This window comes from Lysinibacillus sp. FW12 (assembly GCF_050817245.1).
Taxonomy (GTDB): Bacteria; Bacillota; Bacilli; order Bacillales_A; family Planococcaceae; genus Lysinibacillus; species Lysinibacillus irui.
Map to the genome: position 1 here is coordinate 4,128,990 of NZ_CP139094.1, position 15,621 is coordinate 4,144,610.

General features: G+C 39.9%; 15 protein-coding genes. 7 read left to right on the top strand and 8 right to left on the bottom strand.

Annotation, left to right across the window (positions count from 1 at the left end; genetic code table 11):
* Positions 1-8: 8 nt before the first annotated feature.
* Together SJW71_RS21195 and csaB are read left to right on the top strand one after the other, a co-directional pair.
* Positions 9-1,922, top strand: coding sequence for a DUF5693 family protein (locus SJW71_RS21195; protein WP_431811508.1), 1,914 nt, complete (start codon positions 9-11; stop codon positions 1,920-1,922).
* Positions 1,922-3,001: a polysaccharide pyruvyl transferase CsaB gene (gene csaB / locus SJW71_RS21200; RefSeq protein ID WP_431811509.1), complete on the top strand. Its 1,080-nt coding sequence runs from the start codon at positions 1,922-1,924 to the stop codon at positions 2,999-3,001. Before SJW71_RS21195 ends, csaB begins: the two co-directional genes overlap by 1 nt.
* A gap of 40 nt (positions 3,002-3,041) precedes the next feature.
* Here the strand turns inward: csaB and SJW71_RS21205 are convergent, their stop codons facing one another.
* Positions 3,042-3,872 carry a flagellin gene (locus SJW71_RS21205; protein WP_431811510.1) on the bottom strand — a complete coding sequence of 277 codons (831 nt, stop codon included), beginning with the start codon at positions 3,870-3,872 and terminating at the stop codon, positions 3,042-3,044.
* Positions 3,873-4,086: 214 nt separating this feature from the next.
* Entirely contained in the window at positions 4,087-4,563 is a 477-nt protein-coding gene (locus tag SJW71_RS21210; RefSeq protein ID WP_274795582.1) for a transcriptional regulator, read from the bottom strand.
* 205 nt (positions 4,564-4,768) lie between these two features.
* On the opposite strand from SJW71_RS21210, the gene SJW71_RS21215 reads away from it, so the two are divergent.
* Complete coding sequence (locus SJW71_RS21215; RefSeq protein ID WP_322611265.1) at positions 4,769-6,343, top strand: hypothetical protein; 1,575 nt, start codon at positions 4,769-4,771, stop codon at positions 6,341-6,343.
* Entirely contained in the window at positions 6,340-9,108 is a 2,769-nt protein-coding gene (locus tag SJW71_RS21220; protein ID WP_431811511.1) for a DEAD/DEAH box helicase, read from the top strand. The genes SJW71_RS21215 and SJW71_RS21220 overlap by 4 nt, the downstream gene beginning before the upstream one ends.
* Positions 9,109-9,353: 245 nt before the next feature.
* On the opposite strand, the gene SJW71_RS21225 is transcribed toward SJW71_RS21220, so the two are convergent.
* On the bottom strand, positions 9,354-9,752 hold the full coding sequence (locus SJW71_RS21225; protein ID WP_431811512.1) for a single-stranded DNA-binding protein: 399 nt from the start codon (positions 9,750-9,752) through the stop codon (positions 9,354-9,356).
* Between the two features lie 298 nt (positions 9,753-10,050).
* Between SJW71_RS21225 and SJW71_RS21230 the strand changes: the two genes are divergently transcribed.
* From SJW71_RS21230 to SJW71_RS21240, 3 genes are all read left to right on the top strand, one after another.
* Positions 10,051-10,476, top strand: a complete 426-nt coding sequence (locus tag SJW71_RS21230) for a YwpF family protein (protein ID WP_431811513.1) — start codon at positions 10,051-10,053, stop codon at positions 10,474-10,476.
* A gap of 82 nt (positions 10,477-10,558) precedes the next feature.
* Positions 10,559-10,717, top strand: coding sequence for a hypothetical protein (locus SJW71_RS21235; protein WP_431811514.1), 159 nt, complete (start codon positions 10,559-10,561; stop codon positions 10,715-10,717).
* A 51-nt stretch (positions 10,718-10,768) separates the two neighbouring features.
* Entirely contained in the window at positions 10,769-11,530 is a 762-nt protein-coding gene (locus SJW71_RS21240; RefSeq protein WP_431811515.1) for a nuclease-related domain-containing protein, read from the top strand.
* Between the two features lie 1,346 nt (positions 11,531-12,876).
* Here SJW71_RS21240 and SJW71_RS21245 read toward each other — a convergent pair.
* The 5 genes from SJW71_RS21245 to SJW71_RS21265 all read right to left on the bottom strand — a co-directional run bounded on the left by SJW71_RS21245 (position 12,877) and on the right by SJW71_RS21265 (position 15,620).
* Positions 12,877-13,305 carry a hypothetical protein gene (locus tag SJW71_RS21245; RefSeq protein WP_274795576.1) on the bottom strand — a complete coding sequence of 143 codons (429 nt, stop codon included), beginning with the start codon at positions 13,303-13,305 and terminating at the stop codon, positions 12,877-12,879.
* A 108-nt stretch (positions 13,306-13,413) separates the two neighbouring features.
* The gene (locus SJW71_RS21250) at positions 13,414-13,797 is read right to left on the bottom strand and encodes a hypothetical protein (protein WP_274795575.1); all 384 of its coding nucleotides are present in this window, start codon (positions 13,795-13,797) and stop codon (positions 13,414-13,416) included.
* 154 nt (positions 13,798-13,951) lie between these two features.
* Positions 13,952-14,395, bottom strand: a complete 444-nt coding sequence (fabZ, locus tag SJW71_RS21255; protein ID WP_274795574.1) for a 3-hydroxyacyl-ACP dehydratase FabZ — start codon at positions 14,393-14,395, stop codon at positions 13,952-13,954.
* A gap of 55 nt (positions 14,396-14,450) precedes the next feature.
* Positions 14,451-14,735, bottom strand: coding sequence for a DNA-directed RNA polymerase subunit beta (locus SJW71_RS21260; RefSeq protein ID WP_274795572.1), 285 nt, complete (start codon positions 14,733-14,735; stop codon positions 14,451-14,453).
* Between the two features lie 45 nt (positions 14,736-14,780).
* Positions 14,781-15,620: a flagellar hook-basal body protein gene (locus tag SJW71_RS21265; protein WP_431811516.1), complete on the bottom strand. Its 840-nt coding sequence runs from the start codon at positions 15,618-15,620 to the stop codon at positions 14,781-14,783.
* Between the last annotated feature and the right edge of the window lies 1 nt (position 15,621).

Consider the following 15,621-nt stretch of genomic DNA (forward strand, 5'->3'; position numbering starts at 1 on the left):
GGACACTTATGTCGAAACAGAAATGGCTTTGGGGAATCATTGTTCTTTTACTCGTCGTTTCCTCTACAGGTATTATGATGAGGTGGAATGCTGAGCAATCAAATGATGCTTATGAAATTGTCATTCCTTATGATGAAATACAAACCGCAGATAAAAATAGCGATTTAACAATGGATGAGATTCTTTCCTCTTTAAAGAAGGCTGGACTTAATACAGTAAGTCTAGAGCCTTTAACATTAAAGGAAATGGAAAAACAAAATTTAATTACAATTTATGAAGAAAACGAATTAGCAGCACAATTATTGTTTACACCTTATAAAGATGCTGTTGATATTGCAAAGAGTGGCTACTATATTCGAGTGCCTGACAATGAAAGCTACCGAAGGCTTATCATGGATAGCATGGAACCAGAAGAAGTGCAAATCGGAGATGAAGCTTTTTATTTCCTTCCAACTTCGAACCATAACTTTGATTTAAAAACACCAATCGGCTACGATCAGCCCGCTATTGACATGATTAGTAAGCATGGACTAGCTCATATCTTTAAAGTTGAAAATGCAGATAATGAAGTTGCTAACAAAAAGTTAGTCGATCAATTACTAGCTTTAAAGGAAGCTTCTGCTGGCCGCTTGCTTGGCCAAGGTGACGAAGCAATTGGCTCTGGACAAGAAAAAGGCAATCAATTAGTTGAAAAATTAAGTGATGCTGGCTATTACTTCTATACAATTGAAAGTAACCCACTTAAAGGCGAGAGTAAAATCGCTCAAATGACCGATTATGATATGATTCGTTTGCACAGTATCAACGTCAACAAAGAGACAAAATTAAAGTTAAATGCAAGTATTGACCGCACAACACGAGCTGTCAAAGAGCGTAATATTCGCTCGATTTTCTATCATATTAAAACATCTGGCAATGCCAAAGAAAATGTAGAAGAAACAATTGACTACTTAAATGGTGTTCATGACGCCATGCCAGATCATTTCCAACCTGGCGAGCCAAAGCTGTTTGATAAGGTAGCTGTACCAGCATGGGTAACAGCAGCTGTATTATTAGCAGGTATTTTATTTACCTTTATCGTTTCAGAATTAGTTAAATGGATGCCTCTACGTATAGCGGCAGCTGGATTTATGGCGGTTCTTGCTATTGCATACTTTATTCTGAAAAGTACCCTATTCTTACAAGCATTTGCACTTATTATTGCAGTCCTAGCACCTACCTATGCCGTGATTAAATCGGCACAAGGTTCTACGAAAATGTCTAAAATACTTGTGCAATACTTGAAGGCAGTAGCTATTAGCCTTATCGGGATTGTCATTGTTATTGGTTTATTAAATGGTAATGCCTTTATGACAGGCTTTGCTACGTTCAAAGGCGTGAAGCTCGTTTATCTGATTCCAATTATGGGCGTCTTACTATTTACATTAATTGAGATCAACCGATTAGCTGATCAAAACATTAAAAAATCGTTATCTAATACCGTAACATTGTTAAATAAAGAATTAAAATATTGGCATGTGCTACTACTAATTGTGGTGGCTGGTATCGGATTATTTTACATTAGCAGAACGGGTAACTCTGGCTCAGTTAGTGATTTAGAATTAGCGTTTAGACAATGGTTAGAAAATACATTATACGTACGACCAAGAACGAAGGAATTCTTAATTGGTTTCCCATTCTTTGTATTAGCGTTATATGTAATGGGCATCAACCGCAAATGGGGTAGCATCCTACTTGTACCAGGTGTCATTGGATTCTTATCTATTGTGAATACTTTTACACACTTACACATTCCTGTAGCTGTTTCAGTATTACGTACTTTATACAGCGTATCTCTTGGCTTTGTAATTGGATTAGTATTTATCTTTATCTTTAAAATTGGTTATCGTTGGGTTTCTAAGGCAATCGCGAGGTGGTCATAATGCACGTTGTTTTATCTGGCTATTATGGATTTGATAATGTCGGTGATGATGCTATTCTGCTGTCCATTATCCAATCTTTAAAGAAATGGCAGAGTGATATTGAGATCACAGTATTATCGAATAACCCAGCAGCTACTGAGCAAACATACGGTGTCAAAGCCGTTAATCGTTGGAAGATGAAAGAAATTCGCCAACTGCTGAAAACGGCGGATGGACTTATTAGCGGCGGCGGTAGTCTTATGCAGGATCAGACAGGAATGAAAACCATTCCTTACTATGCAGGCGTTATTCAAATCGCTAAATGGTTGAAGAAGCCAGTATTTGTTTACGCCCAAGGTATGGGGCCGATCAATCATCCACTAAGTAAATTCATTGTGCGAAAAGTGTTTAATAAGGTCGAGCAAATTACAGTAAGAGATAAAGCCTCTCAAGCTCTTTTAACTGAGATTGGTGTGCGCAAAGAGACAACGATTGTACCTGATCCTGTTATGGGGCTTAACGGTAGTGACTTTCATTGTGACTGGCTAGAAAAAGTTGCCTTAGCACCTAAAAGCTATATCGCTGTCAGTGTTCGTGACTGGCCATCAACAGTAGCGTACAAAGAAAAAATTGCTCACAGCCTAGACGAGTTAGCGCGTCAAGGTGAGCAAATTGTCTTCTTACCGATGCATGGTGAGCATGATTTTGTAACTTCACAGGAAGTAGCAGGGCTGATGAAAGAAACGAGTATAACTGCTCCTGCTGAATTATCGATTGAGGAGAAAATTGCCGTGATTGGACAATCTCAATTACTAATTGGTATGCGTCTCCATTCCTTAATTTTCTCTGCCATTTACGCGACACCTTTTATTGCGATTTCATACGATCCAAAAATCGATGCATTTGCTGACATTGTCGGCCAACCCGTTGTTGGACATGTTGAAGTAGATAATTGGAATGGTGTAACATTATTTGAACAAGCTGTCTCAATCCTTGAATCTTATACAACGGTTCAAGAAAACATGCGTCAGGCCGTTCTACCTTTACAAACTGAAGCAACAGCAACCGCTAAATTAGCACTCGAAGCTTTTGCAAAATAAACATTAAAAAATGATGAATTTCAAAAGTAATTGAAATTCATCATTTTTTTCCGACTTCTAATAATTTTAAAATGGATTGTGCTTGTTGCATATGCATGGCCAAAACATATTGACTTGCCTGCATTAAAATCTGGGCCTTAACCATATTCATCATCTCTTTCGCAATATCTGCATCCCGAATCCGGGACTCGGCTGCTTGTAAATTCTCTGCGGTGTTAACATTAGCATTGTAGGCATGCTCCAAACGGTTTTGGTAAGCACCTAAACGAGATCGTTCAGTGGAAACGCGCTTTAAAGCATCATCCATGGAAGAAATAGCTTGATCCGCTTCCTCACGAGTAGCAATCGAAACGTCCTTCAAGCCAAGTGCTTCAGACCCCATTCCATTGATAAATAATTCAATATGCTGCCCAGCATTAGCCCCTGCCTGAATTTTAATACCATCTTTTTCATGATCTCCATTCAGTAATGTCTTCGTATTAAACTCTGTATCCTTAGAAATACGCTGAATTTCCTTCTTTAATTCTTGAAATTCCAAATCTAGCTGTTGACGATCCTCATCCGTTAGCGTATCATTTGCCGCCTCCACTGCTAGCTCGCGCATCCGCTGAATCATCGCATGAGTTTCATTCAATGCCCCCTCTGCCGTCTGCACAAGAGAAATGCCATCCTGTATATTTTTAGCTGCCATATTCAAGCCCCGAATTTGAGCTCGCATCTTCTCAGAAATCGCCAATCCTGCTGGATCATCCGCCGCACTATTAATTCGATAGCCTGAAGAAATACGTAGCATCGCCTTACTCATCGCTCCATAATGCCGATTCATATTATTGAGGATCGACATCCCTGTAGCTGACCACTTCCCAAGCATGATATCACCACCTTATTGTCATTTATATCGGTTTATCCTTTATACTATTAATCAATTATTTGGTAATTGTTTCTAATATTTTAATTATTTTTTACAATTTATAGTTGTACATCCATAGATTCAACACTCCGCTAGTCAGAGCGCAATTATATAATGAGAAATAAAAGCACCTGCTTCTCATTTATGAAAAGTAGGTGCTTACTGGCGGTTCCATCTATTCAATTTTGAACCCTCCAAGTTGATGGTTCTTTTGCTGTAGAAGTTCGAAAAAGAGTGCTTTATCGTTTTCTAATAATGCTTGATCGATTAAATGATCGTAATTTTTCTCCTCTAGCTCTGCGATAAGCTGATCAATCTCGCCAACCGTTACTGTAGACACCATTGGGATCTGTTGCTTCGGCGTAGCGCTTTCAAGAATTGGTGCTAGATGTTCATGAACATTGGTAATGAGCAGTAGTTGATAAAGTGGTAATCGGATAAAACGATTCCCTTTTTGGAACACAAATACCTCAGATAAATTTTCAATTTGCTGTGTCTTCATGTTGATAATCATCTCTTTACCTTCTATGGGAATGAAATGGAAAATCTCATTCTCTTTTAAAATAGAGAAATATTGATAAGCAAATACGAGACGTAATTTGTCTCCAGTAATTTTTGTATAAAACGGCTTCATGTATTGAACTTGCATCATCCTTCATCCCTCCCTAGTTATCTGATTATTCAGATTTTAACATAAATCAAAAGCCTTGTTAACTATCTTTCTTTCCTTTTTTTCTTTCTGATCATTCAGCTTATCATTACTGCATTTTAATCGTATAATGGAAGGACAGTCTTTTTTTCCTTTTTTACAACTCACAATGTTAAACATAGCTATACATGATGAAAGGAGTGAGGTTATGGCATTGTCGATCTCGCAATTAGCTAAGGAACATCAAGCATTTGTGCTGACTAAATTAAAAGAAGCTGAACAAGCGTTACATCCTTCCTCTACTGAAGATGAAGAACTAGTGCGTCGTGCTGTCTTTTCTGTAAGAAATAAATCCATTGTTTTTGAACGTTTTAATGGAGCAAGTTCTATATTATATGCAAGTGTTCAGGATGTCAGACCCGCTTCTGTTGAAATTGATTTTTCCAAAGAAGAGCTATATTGTAGCTGTCCACAAACCAAATGGTGCCGACATCAGGTTGGTGCACTACTCGCTCTCTACCAATACTTTGATTCCGTTCAAAATTGGTCGGGTGCTTGGCGCGCTCAAAAATCTGTTCAGTTAAAATCTTTAGCTGATGAACGTAGCCCTCAAAGCTGGGCTACAATGGTAGATGAGGTAATGAAGCGCTTATTACCACCTGGCAGAGTATTAGAAGGCTACGGTCTCTCTGCGGTTAGAACAGATGCATTAGAGCGTCTTCGTCGACATATGCCCTTTGAGCGTGAATGGCAGCCCCTTTATAAGCTCTTTATGGAGTTGGCCATTTTTAATACAATATGGCGACATTTAAATGAAACACCTGGACATTCGTTAGATACACCTTATATGAAGTACTTTATCGAGCAAAGTACCCAATCATTTGAGAGCATCCTCACAGAGCTCACGAATCGATCTCGACTTTTTGCGACGGACCCATTTTATGATGGCATTCAATTGCTCATAAGAGAATTTTTATTAGAACGACAAGGGCTGTTCGCCAATCGACTTCGTCTATACATGCTGCTTTGGGCAGTGCTTTTTTATGAGAAGCCTCGACGTGAACAGGAATTAGATTATTTAAATAATCTTGAAAACCCGTCTGCTGAAATCTCTTTGCAATCATTAAGGCTATTATTTTATGTGCTTTTACAAAAAGAGGAGTTACTACTCGAAAGTTTGGCACAAATTTCTTTACCGCAAATGCAGGATTTATTTGAACTGGCTACTTTTGCTCAACGTGCGGGCGAATCTAATTCATTAGCAGTCATTTTGCGAGCAATGCTCCCATTGACAGGAACGTTTCTACAGGATGTCGTACCTGTTGTTCAGCGAGCACAGTACGTAAGGCAGTTTCAACTTTTGTTCGATGATATTCAGCTGACTGACGAAGAAGAAGCAACGCTATACAGTGCCTTTGGTGTATATGGGCTTCAGCCGTTCTCAAACTTTCTAATAAAAAAAGGTCGTTATCGCGAGTGGGCTGCTCTCCATCAATTAAATCCTTCGTCCCTATCCTATTTAGAAATGTGTGGATTAAAGGATGTATTACAAATTGAACCTGCTACTGTTTTACCTTTATATCATGTCTATGCAATGGCCGAAATTGGACAGAAATCTCGCATGAATTATAAGCAGGCTGTGCGTATTTGGAAAAGTATGCGTAGTGCTGCAAAACGAGCTGGCAAAACGGCTTATTTTGAAACATACATGCAAACGATTCGTGCAGAATATAAACGACTACGTGCGTTACAAGAAGAAATTGAGAAAGGAAACTTAGTATGATGACAACAAATGCTCCTTCCCCTTTTTCCAAAACACAACAGCTCCGTATTGATGTAGCTCGGGAAGGATATTTTACGTTGCAGGGTTTTACTGCAAATGGTTCAACAATCGACGTAGATACATTAATTTCTTCGCTATTCTTTACTTATGAAGCAAATATCTATGGTTTATTAACAAATCGAGCTGATTTTACGATTGAAGTTTCTACTGCTGAGTTACTTGATATTTTTTCATCAAGCTTCCAGCATCCCTTTATCAGTTGGCTAGGTGCAAATGAAGAAAGTCAAGCTTGGCTAGAGAAGGTATTGGCTTTACAGGAATACTGGCATGAGCCATCACTTTGGTCATACGCTGTCATTGCAGAAGATTTTTCTTCACTAACCTTTCCTATTGAGGACATAGATACAGCTTTATTAGAAACAGCCGTCCAGCAAAAGCTGGCTCAAGTTGGGTTAATAATAGCTGATTTACCAAAGCTACTACCCTTTTTCTTGCGTGGTGGCTGGCCATTAGATCAGACGCGTCAAGCTGGAGGAATATCCATTTCATTACGCTTAAGTGAACCCGAGGAGGATTCCGATGTTTGGTTATTAGAAACAGTCCTAAGCACTGCAACAACCAAAAACTACTGGACCCCTGCTATTCGTAAGCAATTCTTACCTATAGAGGATGCACTTCCTGCAAAATGGCGAATGTTTGCAACTGAAATTCAGCAGCAACAACAGCAAATAGCAGATTTACTTTCTAACGATGATATCAGCAGTGATACTTTTATACGGGTGACCCTAGAAGATCCAGAAGTGCGATTATTTTTACGCGAAGACCTCGCTAGATTACAGGCACTTGGTTTCGATGTTGTCCTACCAGCCTGGTTAAAGGACTTAAAGCAATCCAAAATACGTGTCCGTGTAGCAACTAGCAATGTCTCAACGAAAAAAGTGGCTGGATTAGATGATATTTTAACATTTAAATGGCAATTCTCTATGAACGGTCAAACAATTTCTGCTGAGCAATTTAAAAAGCTAGTAGATGAGAAACGTGAATTTATTCGCATTGGTACTGAATGGTTCCGAGTTGACGCCCATTGGATGCAAGAAATGCGTGCATTAATGCAGCAGGCAGAAGATGAAAGTTGGACTGTACGAGAATTGTTATTTAGAGAATTGCCAGAGGACTTGTCTACACCTCTTGAAGAGGAAGATGCTGATGATGCCATGAGAGACGATCCTATCTTCGCCTTGGAAATACAACAATCATTAAAAGCGTATATGGAACAGCTTTTGGAGAAGAAAGGTTTGCCCGCTGTACCGATTCCATCTTCTTTACAAACCGAATTACGCCCCTATCAACTAGAGGGCTTTGAATGGTTAGTCTTTATGCGCCAACAAGGTTTTGGGGCGTGTCTAGCAGATGATATGGGTCTTGGTAAAACGGTCCAATTAATTACCTACTTACTTCATATTTATGAGGAAGCAGATGATTACAAAAAGCCGTCCATTATTATTTGTCCAACATCCGTGCTCGGTAACTGGCAAAAAGAGCTCGCCCGATTTGCACCTTCCCTAAATGTGCATACGCATTATCAGACCAATCGAGCAAAGGATGAAGATTTTACACAGTTAGTGGCAATAGAAAAGCCACATGTTATTTTATCAACCTATGGTACGGTGTCACAGGATACTGAGTTTTTACAAAATATTGATTGGGCAACGGTTGTACTCGATGAAGCTCAAAATATAAAAAATATGCAGACATTACAATCAAAAGCCATTCGTAAGTTACTCGGAGACCATCACATTGCTTTAACTGGAACACCTGTAGAAAACCGTTTATCTGAGCTATGGGCTATATTTGACTTTATTCATAAGGGTTATTTAGGTAGCTTTGGTCGCTTCAATGAGGAATTTATTTTGCCTATTGAACGAGATGAATCTGAATCTCATAAGCAAAAGCTACGAGCTAAAATTCAGCCATTCTTATTACGACGTACAAAACGCGATCCACATTTACAGCTGAACTTACCAGATAAGCTAGAAACAAACGAGTATTGCCCATTAACCGCTGAGCAAGCTTCTCTCTATGAAGGCTATATTTTAGAGACGCTTGATCAGCTAGAGCAGTTAACAGGCTTTCAGAAAAAGGGACGCGTCTTAAAGATGCTTAGTAAATTAAAGCAACTATGTAATCATCCTGCCTTATATTTAAAGGAACCTTTCGAGGATGCCGAAACAATGCTTGCACGTTCAACCAAGCTAGAACGCATTGTACAAATGGCAGCTGAAATTGTGGACAATGGGGAGCAATGTCTCATCTTTACACAATATATCGGAATGGGACAATTGCTACAGCATTGCTTAAGTGAATTAATCAATGTTGACGCACCGTTTTTAACCGGTGCCATGCCTAAGCAGCAGCGTGACCGCTTAGTGGAGGCTTTTCAGGCAGGAGATTTCCCTATATTTATTCTCTCTTTAAAAGCTGGTGGTACCGGACTAAATTTAACAGCAGCTAGCCATGTATTACATGCTGATCGTTGGTGGAATCCAGCTGTCGAAAATCAAGCGACAGACCGTGCTTATCGCATTGGGCAAACACAATTTGTGCAAGTCCATAAATTTGTAACAATCGGCACAATTGAAGAAAAAATAGACAAAATGCTTGTGCAGAAATCTGCATTATCCGAAGAACTTATTCAATCAAGCCAGTGGTTAACAGAATTGGAAGACCAAGAACTTCGTGATTTAATAACACTAGATATATACTAATTAGATGCGCCAAGAGCAAAATTGTTCTTGGCGCTCTTTTAGTGAATCTTGTTACTTCTTTTCCCTACTTACTTCATAACTCTTATTTAGTTGTATTGAAACCCCATTGCTGTGCGGTCTTCAGCAACGCTTTAATAATTTGTGTAGACATCATTCCTTTCTGTTGCTACGGTGCAAGGATATAAGGAGAATGGCGGACTCAGGTAATGATTTTTTCTCTTGCCCCGTATGTAAAGCTAAACTTGCTATGGTAATACAAAGTCTTTTAAGTTTTCCTGTCCATTCGGTGGTTGTGGCGGTATAAGAGTTGTTTCGTCACTATCCCTTTGTTTAAGATGATAAAATCGAACATCTTCTACCACTACCTCTGTCATAAAAATCTTAGTGCTTTCTTCATTAACAAAAGACCTTGTTTGAATTCGGCCGTTTGCACCAATTAATGAGCCTTTACCGCAATATTTGACGATATGCTCTGCAAGCCTTCCCCAAGCTGTACAGAAAATAAAGTCGGCATCTACTTCTCCACGACTGTTTTTAAAGTTGCGATTAATGGCGAGTGAAAAGTGAGTCTGTACTCGATCTCCTGATAAGTAACGTAACACTGGATCTTTCGTAAACCTTCCAACCAATCCGACTTGATTCATGTATTCACCTCCTTTGCTTTTGATTGCTCTTATCTTACAAAACGATCCTAGTTATGACAAAATTTAAAATTGTTAATTTCCATAAGTTTTAAAGCATAAATTGGGTAAATTAGCATTTTTATTTTTGGTAATTTTTATTAATTTTCTAGCCGAATGCTTTAGACTGTAATGGCAAATGCTATTTCATGAAATCGACAATTTCGCAGTTTTAAAAAAAACGTAACAGGTGCGCATAACAAACAACCGTTACTTCATGTGTTATACTAAAAGAATGACAGACTTAGGAGGAATATACATAATGAAAACATTTAAAATGCTTTCCTTTGACCTTGTCACGAAAGATGGCGTGCAACCATTCCCTTTAGTCGATGGCATCATTATTAATCAGGAGAACAGCCATCAATCTTGGATACTTGAATTGTATCTAGCTAAACAATATCGCTCAACCTTTGATGAGCTTTTAGCGAATAATACTGTCTTCAATGTACGCGCGGTTATTTCATTCCCAGATAATGAACCCGCTCCTTTCCAGGTAATTGTACATACTGTTCAAGAAATCGGTGATCATGTTTCTGTCCTGTTAAAAGGTACTCTCAAAATTAAACGCTCTAAATATGCTGAACAATTGCTTTCAGAGCTCCTTGCTGAAGGTGTTTCCCTAGAAAATTTACTTGAACGTTTTACGAAAGATATGAAGCAGCGACCAAAATTAAAAAATGACTAACGATGCGAAAATTCGTATCGTTTTTTATTGGACAAGTGATTGTTATTATGTAAAATACAATTTAAAAAAGGAGGAATCTATTGTGATTATTGCAAGAAGAGAAAAACCTTTAAAGTTATTATGGCTTGAAGCTTTAATGAGGCGTCTTTTAAAGGATGATGTTGAATTTCATTATTTTCAAGAGCAATATCGACGGTTAGATGCAGGTTTTGCTGGTGAGCAAAAAGTTGATCGTGAATGATATGAATTAATATGTCCAAATAACTTTTATGTATTACATAATTTACATTTTATGAATGCTGCTGAGCATGTTCATCAGCTAGATACACTCTTTATTTGCCCTCAATTTTTGTTCGTTTTAGAGATCAAAAACATTCATGGCCGTCTTGAATTTGATCAACTCACACATCAATGCACACGTACAAAGGTAGATGGAACAGTTGAAGGCTTTCCGAATGCACTTACTCAAACTGAGCGTCATATTCGATTTTTGAAAAGTCTAATTGCAAATTACCCCCTCCCTATTGAAGGTGCCGTTGTTATAGCAAATCCTTCAGCAATCATTATCAACCCATCTAATGCTTTACCTATTTTTCATGTATCAGGTCTTCATAAACATCTTCAGTTGCTTTTCAAAAAATACCCTCAAAAAATAATAACTGAGGATCAATTGACTCAATTGGTTCAGATGCTTCTTTCCAAGCAAACAGCTCCCAGAATGCAAACATCAATTGCCCCATCACGAATTCGACACGGTGTTTTGTGTCCAAACTGTTCCTATCAACATGCGATGTCTTTCCAGCGTGGTACATGGAAATGTTCATATTGTCATTATAGTAGTATAAAAATTTTCGCTGAAGCCTTATTAGATTATCGTTTATTAGTTAGTCATAACATTACAAACCAACAGTTAAGGACATTTTTCGGTATTCATTCTAGTGATACAGCCACACGATTACTTCGGAAATTTCAGTTTCCTTATACAGGTACCTATAGAAATCGAGTTTATCATTTACCTGAAAATTTATTGGATCATATGGAAAGGTTTTATTGATTTTAAGGGTTCTGCTCAGGGAACTTTTTCTGCTTTCAGGGTATTCACTCCTCTCCCGCGGGTATTCACTTCTTCAGCGAGTATTCACTCTCCTTCCGAGGGTATTCCCCTTTCTTCCGCGGGTATTCGCTCCTTCCGCGGGTATTCACTCTCCTTCCGCGGGTATTCACTCTCCTTCCGAGGGTATTCACTCTCCTTCCGCGGGTGTTCACTTCTCTTCGCGGGGATTCACTCTCCTTCCGCGGGGGTTCACCCTTCTTCAGCGGGTGTTCACTTCTCTTCGCGGGTATTCACTCTCCTTCCGCGGGTATTCGCTCTCCTTCCGCGAGTATTCACTCTCCTTCCGCGGGTATTCATTCTCCTTCCGCGGGTATTCATTCTCCTTCCGCGGGGATTCGCTCCTTCCGCGGGTATTTGCTCTCCTTCCGCGGGTATTCCTCCTGCTTCCGCGGGTATTCACTCTACTCCCGCGGGTATTCGCTCTCCTTCCGCGGGGATTCACTCTCCTTCCGCGGGGATTCGCTCTCCTTCCGCGGGGATTCGCTCTCCTTCCGCGGGTATTCGTTCTGCTTCCGCGGGTATTCACTCTCCTTCCGAGGGTATTCGCCCTTCTTCCGCGGGTGTTCACTTCTCTTCGCGGGTATTCACTCTCCTTCCGCGGGTATTCACTTCTCTTCCGCGGGGATTCGCTCTCCTTCCGCGGGGATTCGCTCTCCTTCCGCGGGTATTCACTCTCCTTCCGCGGGTATTCCTCCTGCTTCCGCGGGTATTCACTCTACTCCCGCGGGTATTCGCTCTCCTTCCGCGGGGATTCACTTCTCTTCCGCGGGGATTCACTCTCCTTCCGCGGGGATTCACTCTCCTTCCGCGGGTATTCACTCTTCTTCCGCGGGGATTCACCCTTCTTCAGCGGGTGTTCACTTCTCTTCGCGGGTATTCACTCTCCTTCCGCGGGGATTCACTCTCCTTCCGCGGGGATTTGCTCTCCTTCCGCGGGGATTCACTTCTCTTCGCGGATATTCCTCCTTCTTCCGCGGGGATTCGCTCCTTCCGCGGGTATTCACTCTCCTTCCGCGGGTATTCACTCTCCTTCCGCGGGTATTCACTCTCCTTCCGCGGGTATTCACTCTCCTTCCGCGGGTATTTGCTCTCCTTCCGCGGGTATTCACTCTCCTTCCGCGGGTGTTCACTTCTCTTCGCGGGTATTCCTCCTTCTTCCGCGGGGATTCGCTCTCCTTCCGCGGGTATTCACTCTCCTTCCGCGGGTATTCACTCCGACTCCGCTCTACTCACCTAAAGTAAACGAAAAAAGAGTGTTTTCCGTTAAGGAAACACTCTTTTTTATATTATCGGTTGTTCATGCCGTCACGATACTTTTCAGTGTCGTTGACTTTATCGTCGACAACATCATTATTATTGTTGCTGTTTATGTTGTCATTACGTTCAACACCGTTTACTCCATTTGCATTTGGTGTGTTATCAAAGCCGTTTGTGCTGTTGATATCGGCGTTTGACCCTGGTGTTGTTGCTTCTGGCAATGTTGTATTATCATTGACAGTACCTCGATCAACACCATTTCCATTCACATTATTACGATCGTATGCATTGTCGTCGCGATCATTTGGAGTTAATGCATCCTCAACATCGTCTACACCACGACGAACGTCATTTTCGACGTCTCTTACAGGGTGATCTTCTACTGCATTATTTCCCCAGTTACATCCTCCAAGGAATACAGTTGCAAGGATAATGGCTAAAAATGACATTTTCCACATAGTAAAAAACCTCCTTTCTTAGGTCTATGTCATCAAATACATCGTGTGTATTTGTGATCCATCATAGATTGCCCGAGAAAGGAGGGAACTATCCGATTTTTGTACAAACTATTTTTGTTTTTCTTTTAATACTTGTTCAATGTATGCTGCCTCTGCTTTGCAGTCATAGCTATAGTTTGTGCCTAGCTCCTTTTGCAATGCTTCGATTGTTTCAATTTGCTGCTCTGTTGGTTCTTCATTTAAAATTTTGGCAATAACCTCATCGATTTTTTGTGCCATCTCTTCATGAAACTGTGCACTCATCAATGTATCAGCAGGGATTTTTTCGATCCATGCGGCATTCTCCTGAAAATAGGTTTGCCAGCTTGCAATGAAGTCTTCCATGGAAAAGCGCTCTTCATCCCAACCGATACTTGCTAAGTATGTTTCAAAAGATGTCGAAATCGAACGAGTAATGCTAATTTTAATACCTGAAGACAATTCCTTATACATCTTAATAATCCTCCTACGTTTGTAAAACCTAAAAATTACATATATCTATTTTAATTTACAATCGCTTTACTATCGCCATCGCAATTTAAGAACCTACTAATCAATTTTAGACTTGACTTTATCTATTTTATATCTTTTGGTCTACAAATGCAAATTAAGCTTGTTTAGGCTGCTCTGGTCCAATCGCAAATAAAATATCGGCTTCACATACCAGTTCTCCATCAACTGTTGCGATACCATGTCCTTTACCCATCGCACCACGAAGTTTTACGAATTCTACTTCTAGTTTAAGCTGGTCGCCAGGTACTACTTGGCGTTTGAAACGACAATTATCTACGCCTGTTAGAAATGCTAATCGCCCCTTAAATTCTTCTGCATTTAATAAAGCAACTCCACCAACTTGTGCTAATGCTTCTACAATTAATACACCCGGCATCACAGGATAACCTGGGAAGTGCCCATTAAAAAAGTCTTCGTTAATCGAAACATTTTTTAACCCTACTGCTCGTTTCCCTTCTTCTAATTCAACAATGCGATCTACGAATAAAAAAGGATAGCGATGCGGTAAAATAGCTTGAATTTGTTCTGCTGTTAACATGTCATTTCCCCCTCAAAATTAGTATGTATACACAAAGTAAGGTAAAGAATAAAATTTATTCTTTACCATTCATAATATCAAATATATGTTGCCATGTTTCTCTTTTGAAAATATCCATAGCATTGCCTTCTCCAATAACACTGAAGCCAAACATTGCGCCTACTGCTGCGGCAACAACGACTAAGATGAGAACAATTACAATGCGTAGCCAAATCGGAATCAGTCGGATTTGCACCCATCGAACTTCGCGTTGCTCATCGTTTGAGCGGCGTTCTTTCTTTTCTGGTTGCGTATCGGTTTCTTGTGTCGGCACAGAACGTCGACGTGAATCGTTTGTCATAGATTGTACTCCTCTTCATTCCTTACTAGTGTTTTGGATGACTTTTTATCGAATGCCGTTAATTAGTCCGAGCATTTGATCTGCTAATGTAACCGCTCTTGCATTAAATTGATAAGAACGTTGTGTTTCTATTAGTTCTGTCATTTCCTTTGAGAGGTTTACATTGGACATTTCTAATGTACCACTTTGCATTCCAATTTGCTGACGGTTGGCACCAACTAGCTCTGTTAGAACCTCTGCCTGTGTAAAGCCAAGTTCAGCTAGGTTGTCTGGCAATCCTATATAAGAACCAGCTATATGCTCCATTAACTGTGGCTTTTGGAATTCTGTTACAGCTAAATCCGTACGAATAATATCGCCATTTGGATAAGATGCCTCTAATACACCACCATCTCGAACGGCAAACTTTTGAACAGTATCTGGTAAAGTAATGGCTTGTCCTGCCGCATCGGCTACAGGATAACCATCAGCTGTTACTAACATCACTGTTCCGTTGTTTAACGGAGATAAATAAAAGTCACCTTGTCGAGTATACACTGTTTCGGTACCATTTTCACCATTTGGCATTAAAATATTGAAATATTGTTTAGCTTTTGTAAAAGCTAAGTCTAAATCTCGATTAGTTGTTTGTAATGAACCTTGCTTTTCATTGGACTTGATTTGTCCAAGCATTGCTCCCGCTCCATAGCGAATACCAACAGGTGTTTGACGCTCAGCACGATCCTGCTTATCATTATTGAATTGCTGATAAAGTAATTCATTGAAGGATGCTTCCTTTGCTTTAAATCCTGTTGTATTGCTATTAGCAATATTATTACTAATCGTATCCATTTTATTTTGTAATTGACCCATTGTGTTCGTTGCCGTAATCATTGTACGTAGCATT

Excerpts from the sequence above, each read along its gene's own strand:
- SJW71_RS21195 (WP_431811508.1), top strand. The coding sequence starts at position 9 with ATGTCGAAACAGAAATGGCTTTGGGGAATCATTGTTCTTTTACTCGTC.
- csaB (WP_431811509.1), top strand. The coding sequence starts at position 1,922 with ATGCACGTTGTTTTATCTGGCTATTATGGATTTGATAATGTCGGTGAT.
- SJW71_RS21205 (WP_431811510.1), bottom strand. The coding sequence starts at position 3,872 with ATGCTTGGGAAGTGGTCAGCTACAGGGATGTCGATCCTCAATAATATG.
- SJW71_RS21210 (WP_274795582.1), bottom strand. The coding sequence starts at position 4,563 with ATGATGCAAGTTCAATACATGAAGCCGTTTTATACAAAAATTACTGGA.
- SJW71_RS21215 (WP_322611265.1), top strand. The coding sequence starts at position 4,769 with ATGGCATTGTCGATCTCGCAATTAGCTAAGGAACATCAAGCATTTGTG.
- SJW71_RS21220 (WP_431811511.1), top strand. The coding sequence starts at position 6,340 with ATGATGACAACAAATGCTCCTTCCCCTTTTTCCAAAACACAACAGCTC.
- SJW71_RS21225 (WP_431811512.1), bottom strand. The coding sequence starts at position 9,752 with ATGAATCAAGTCGGATTGGTTGGAAGGTTTACGAAAGATCCAGTGTTA.
- SJW71_RS21230 (WP_431811513.1), top strand. The coding sequence starts at position 10,051 with ATGAAAACATTTAAAATGCTTTCCTTTGACCTTGTCACGAAAGATGGC.
- SJW71_RS21240 (WP_431811515.1), top strand. The coding sequence starts at position 10,769 with ATGAATGCTGCTGAGCATGTTCATCAGCTAGATACACTCTTTATTTGC.
- SJW71_RS21245 (WP_274795576.1), bottom strand. The coding sequence starts at position 13,305 with ATGTGGAAAATGTCATTTTTAGCCATTATCCTTGCAACTGTATTCCTT.
- SJW71_RS21250 (WP_274795575.1), bottom strand. The coding sequence starts at position 13,797 with ATGTATAAGGAATTGTCTTCAGGTATTAAAATTAGCATTACTCGTTCG.
- fabZ (WP_274795574.1), bottom strand. The coding sequence starts at position 14,395 with ATGTTAACAGCAGAACAAATTCAAGCTATTTTACCGCATCGCTATCCT.
- SJW71_RS21260 (WP_274795572.1), bottom strand. The coding sequence starts at position 14,735 with ATGACAAACGATTCACGTCGACGTTCTGTGCCGACACAAGAAACCGAT.
- SJW71_RS21265 (WP_431811516.1), bottom strand. The coding sequence starts at position 15,620 with ATGCTACGTACAATGATTACGGCAACGAACACAATGGGTCAATTACAA.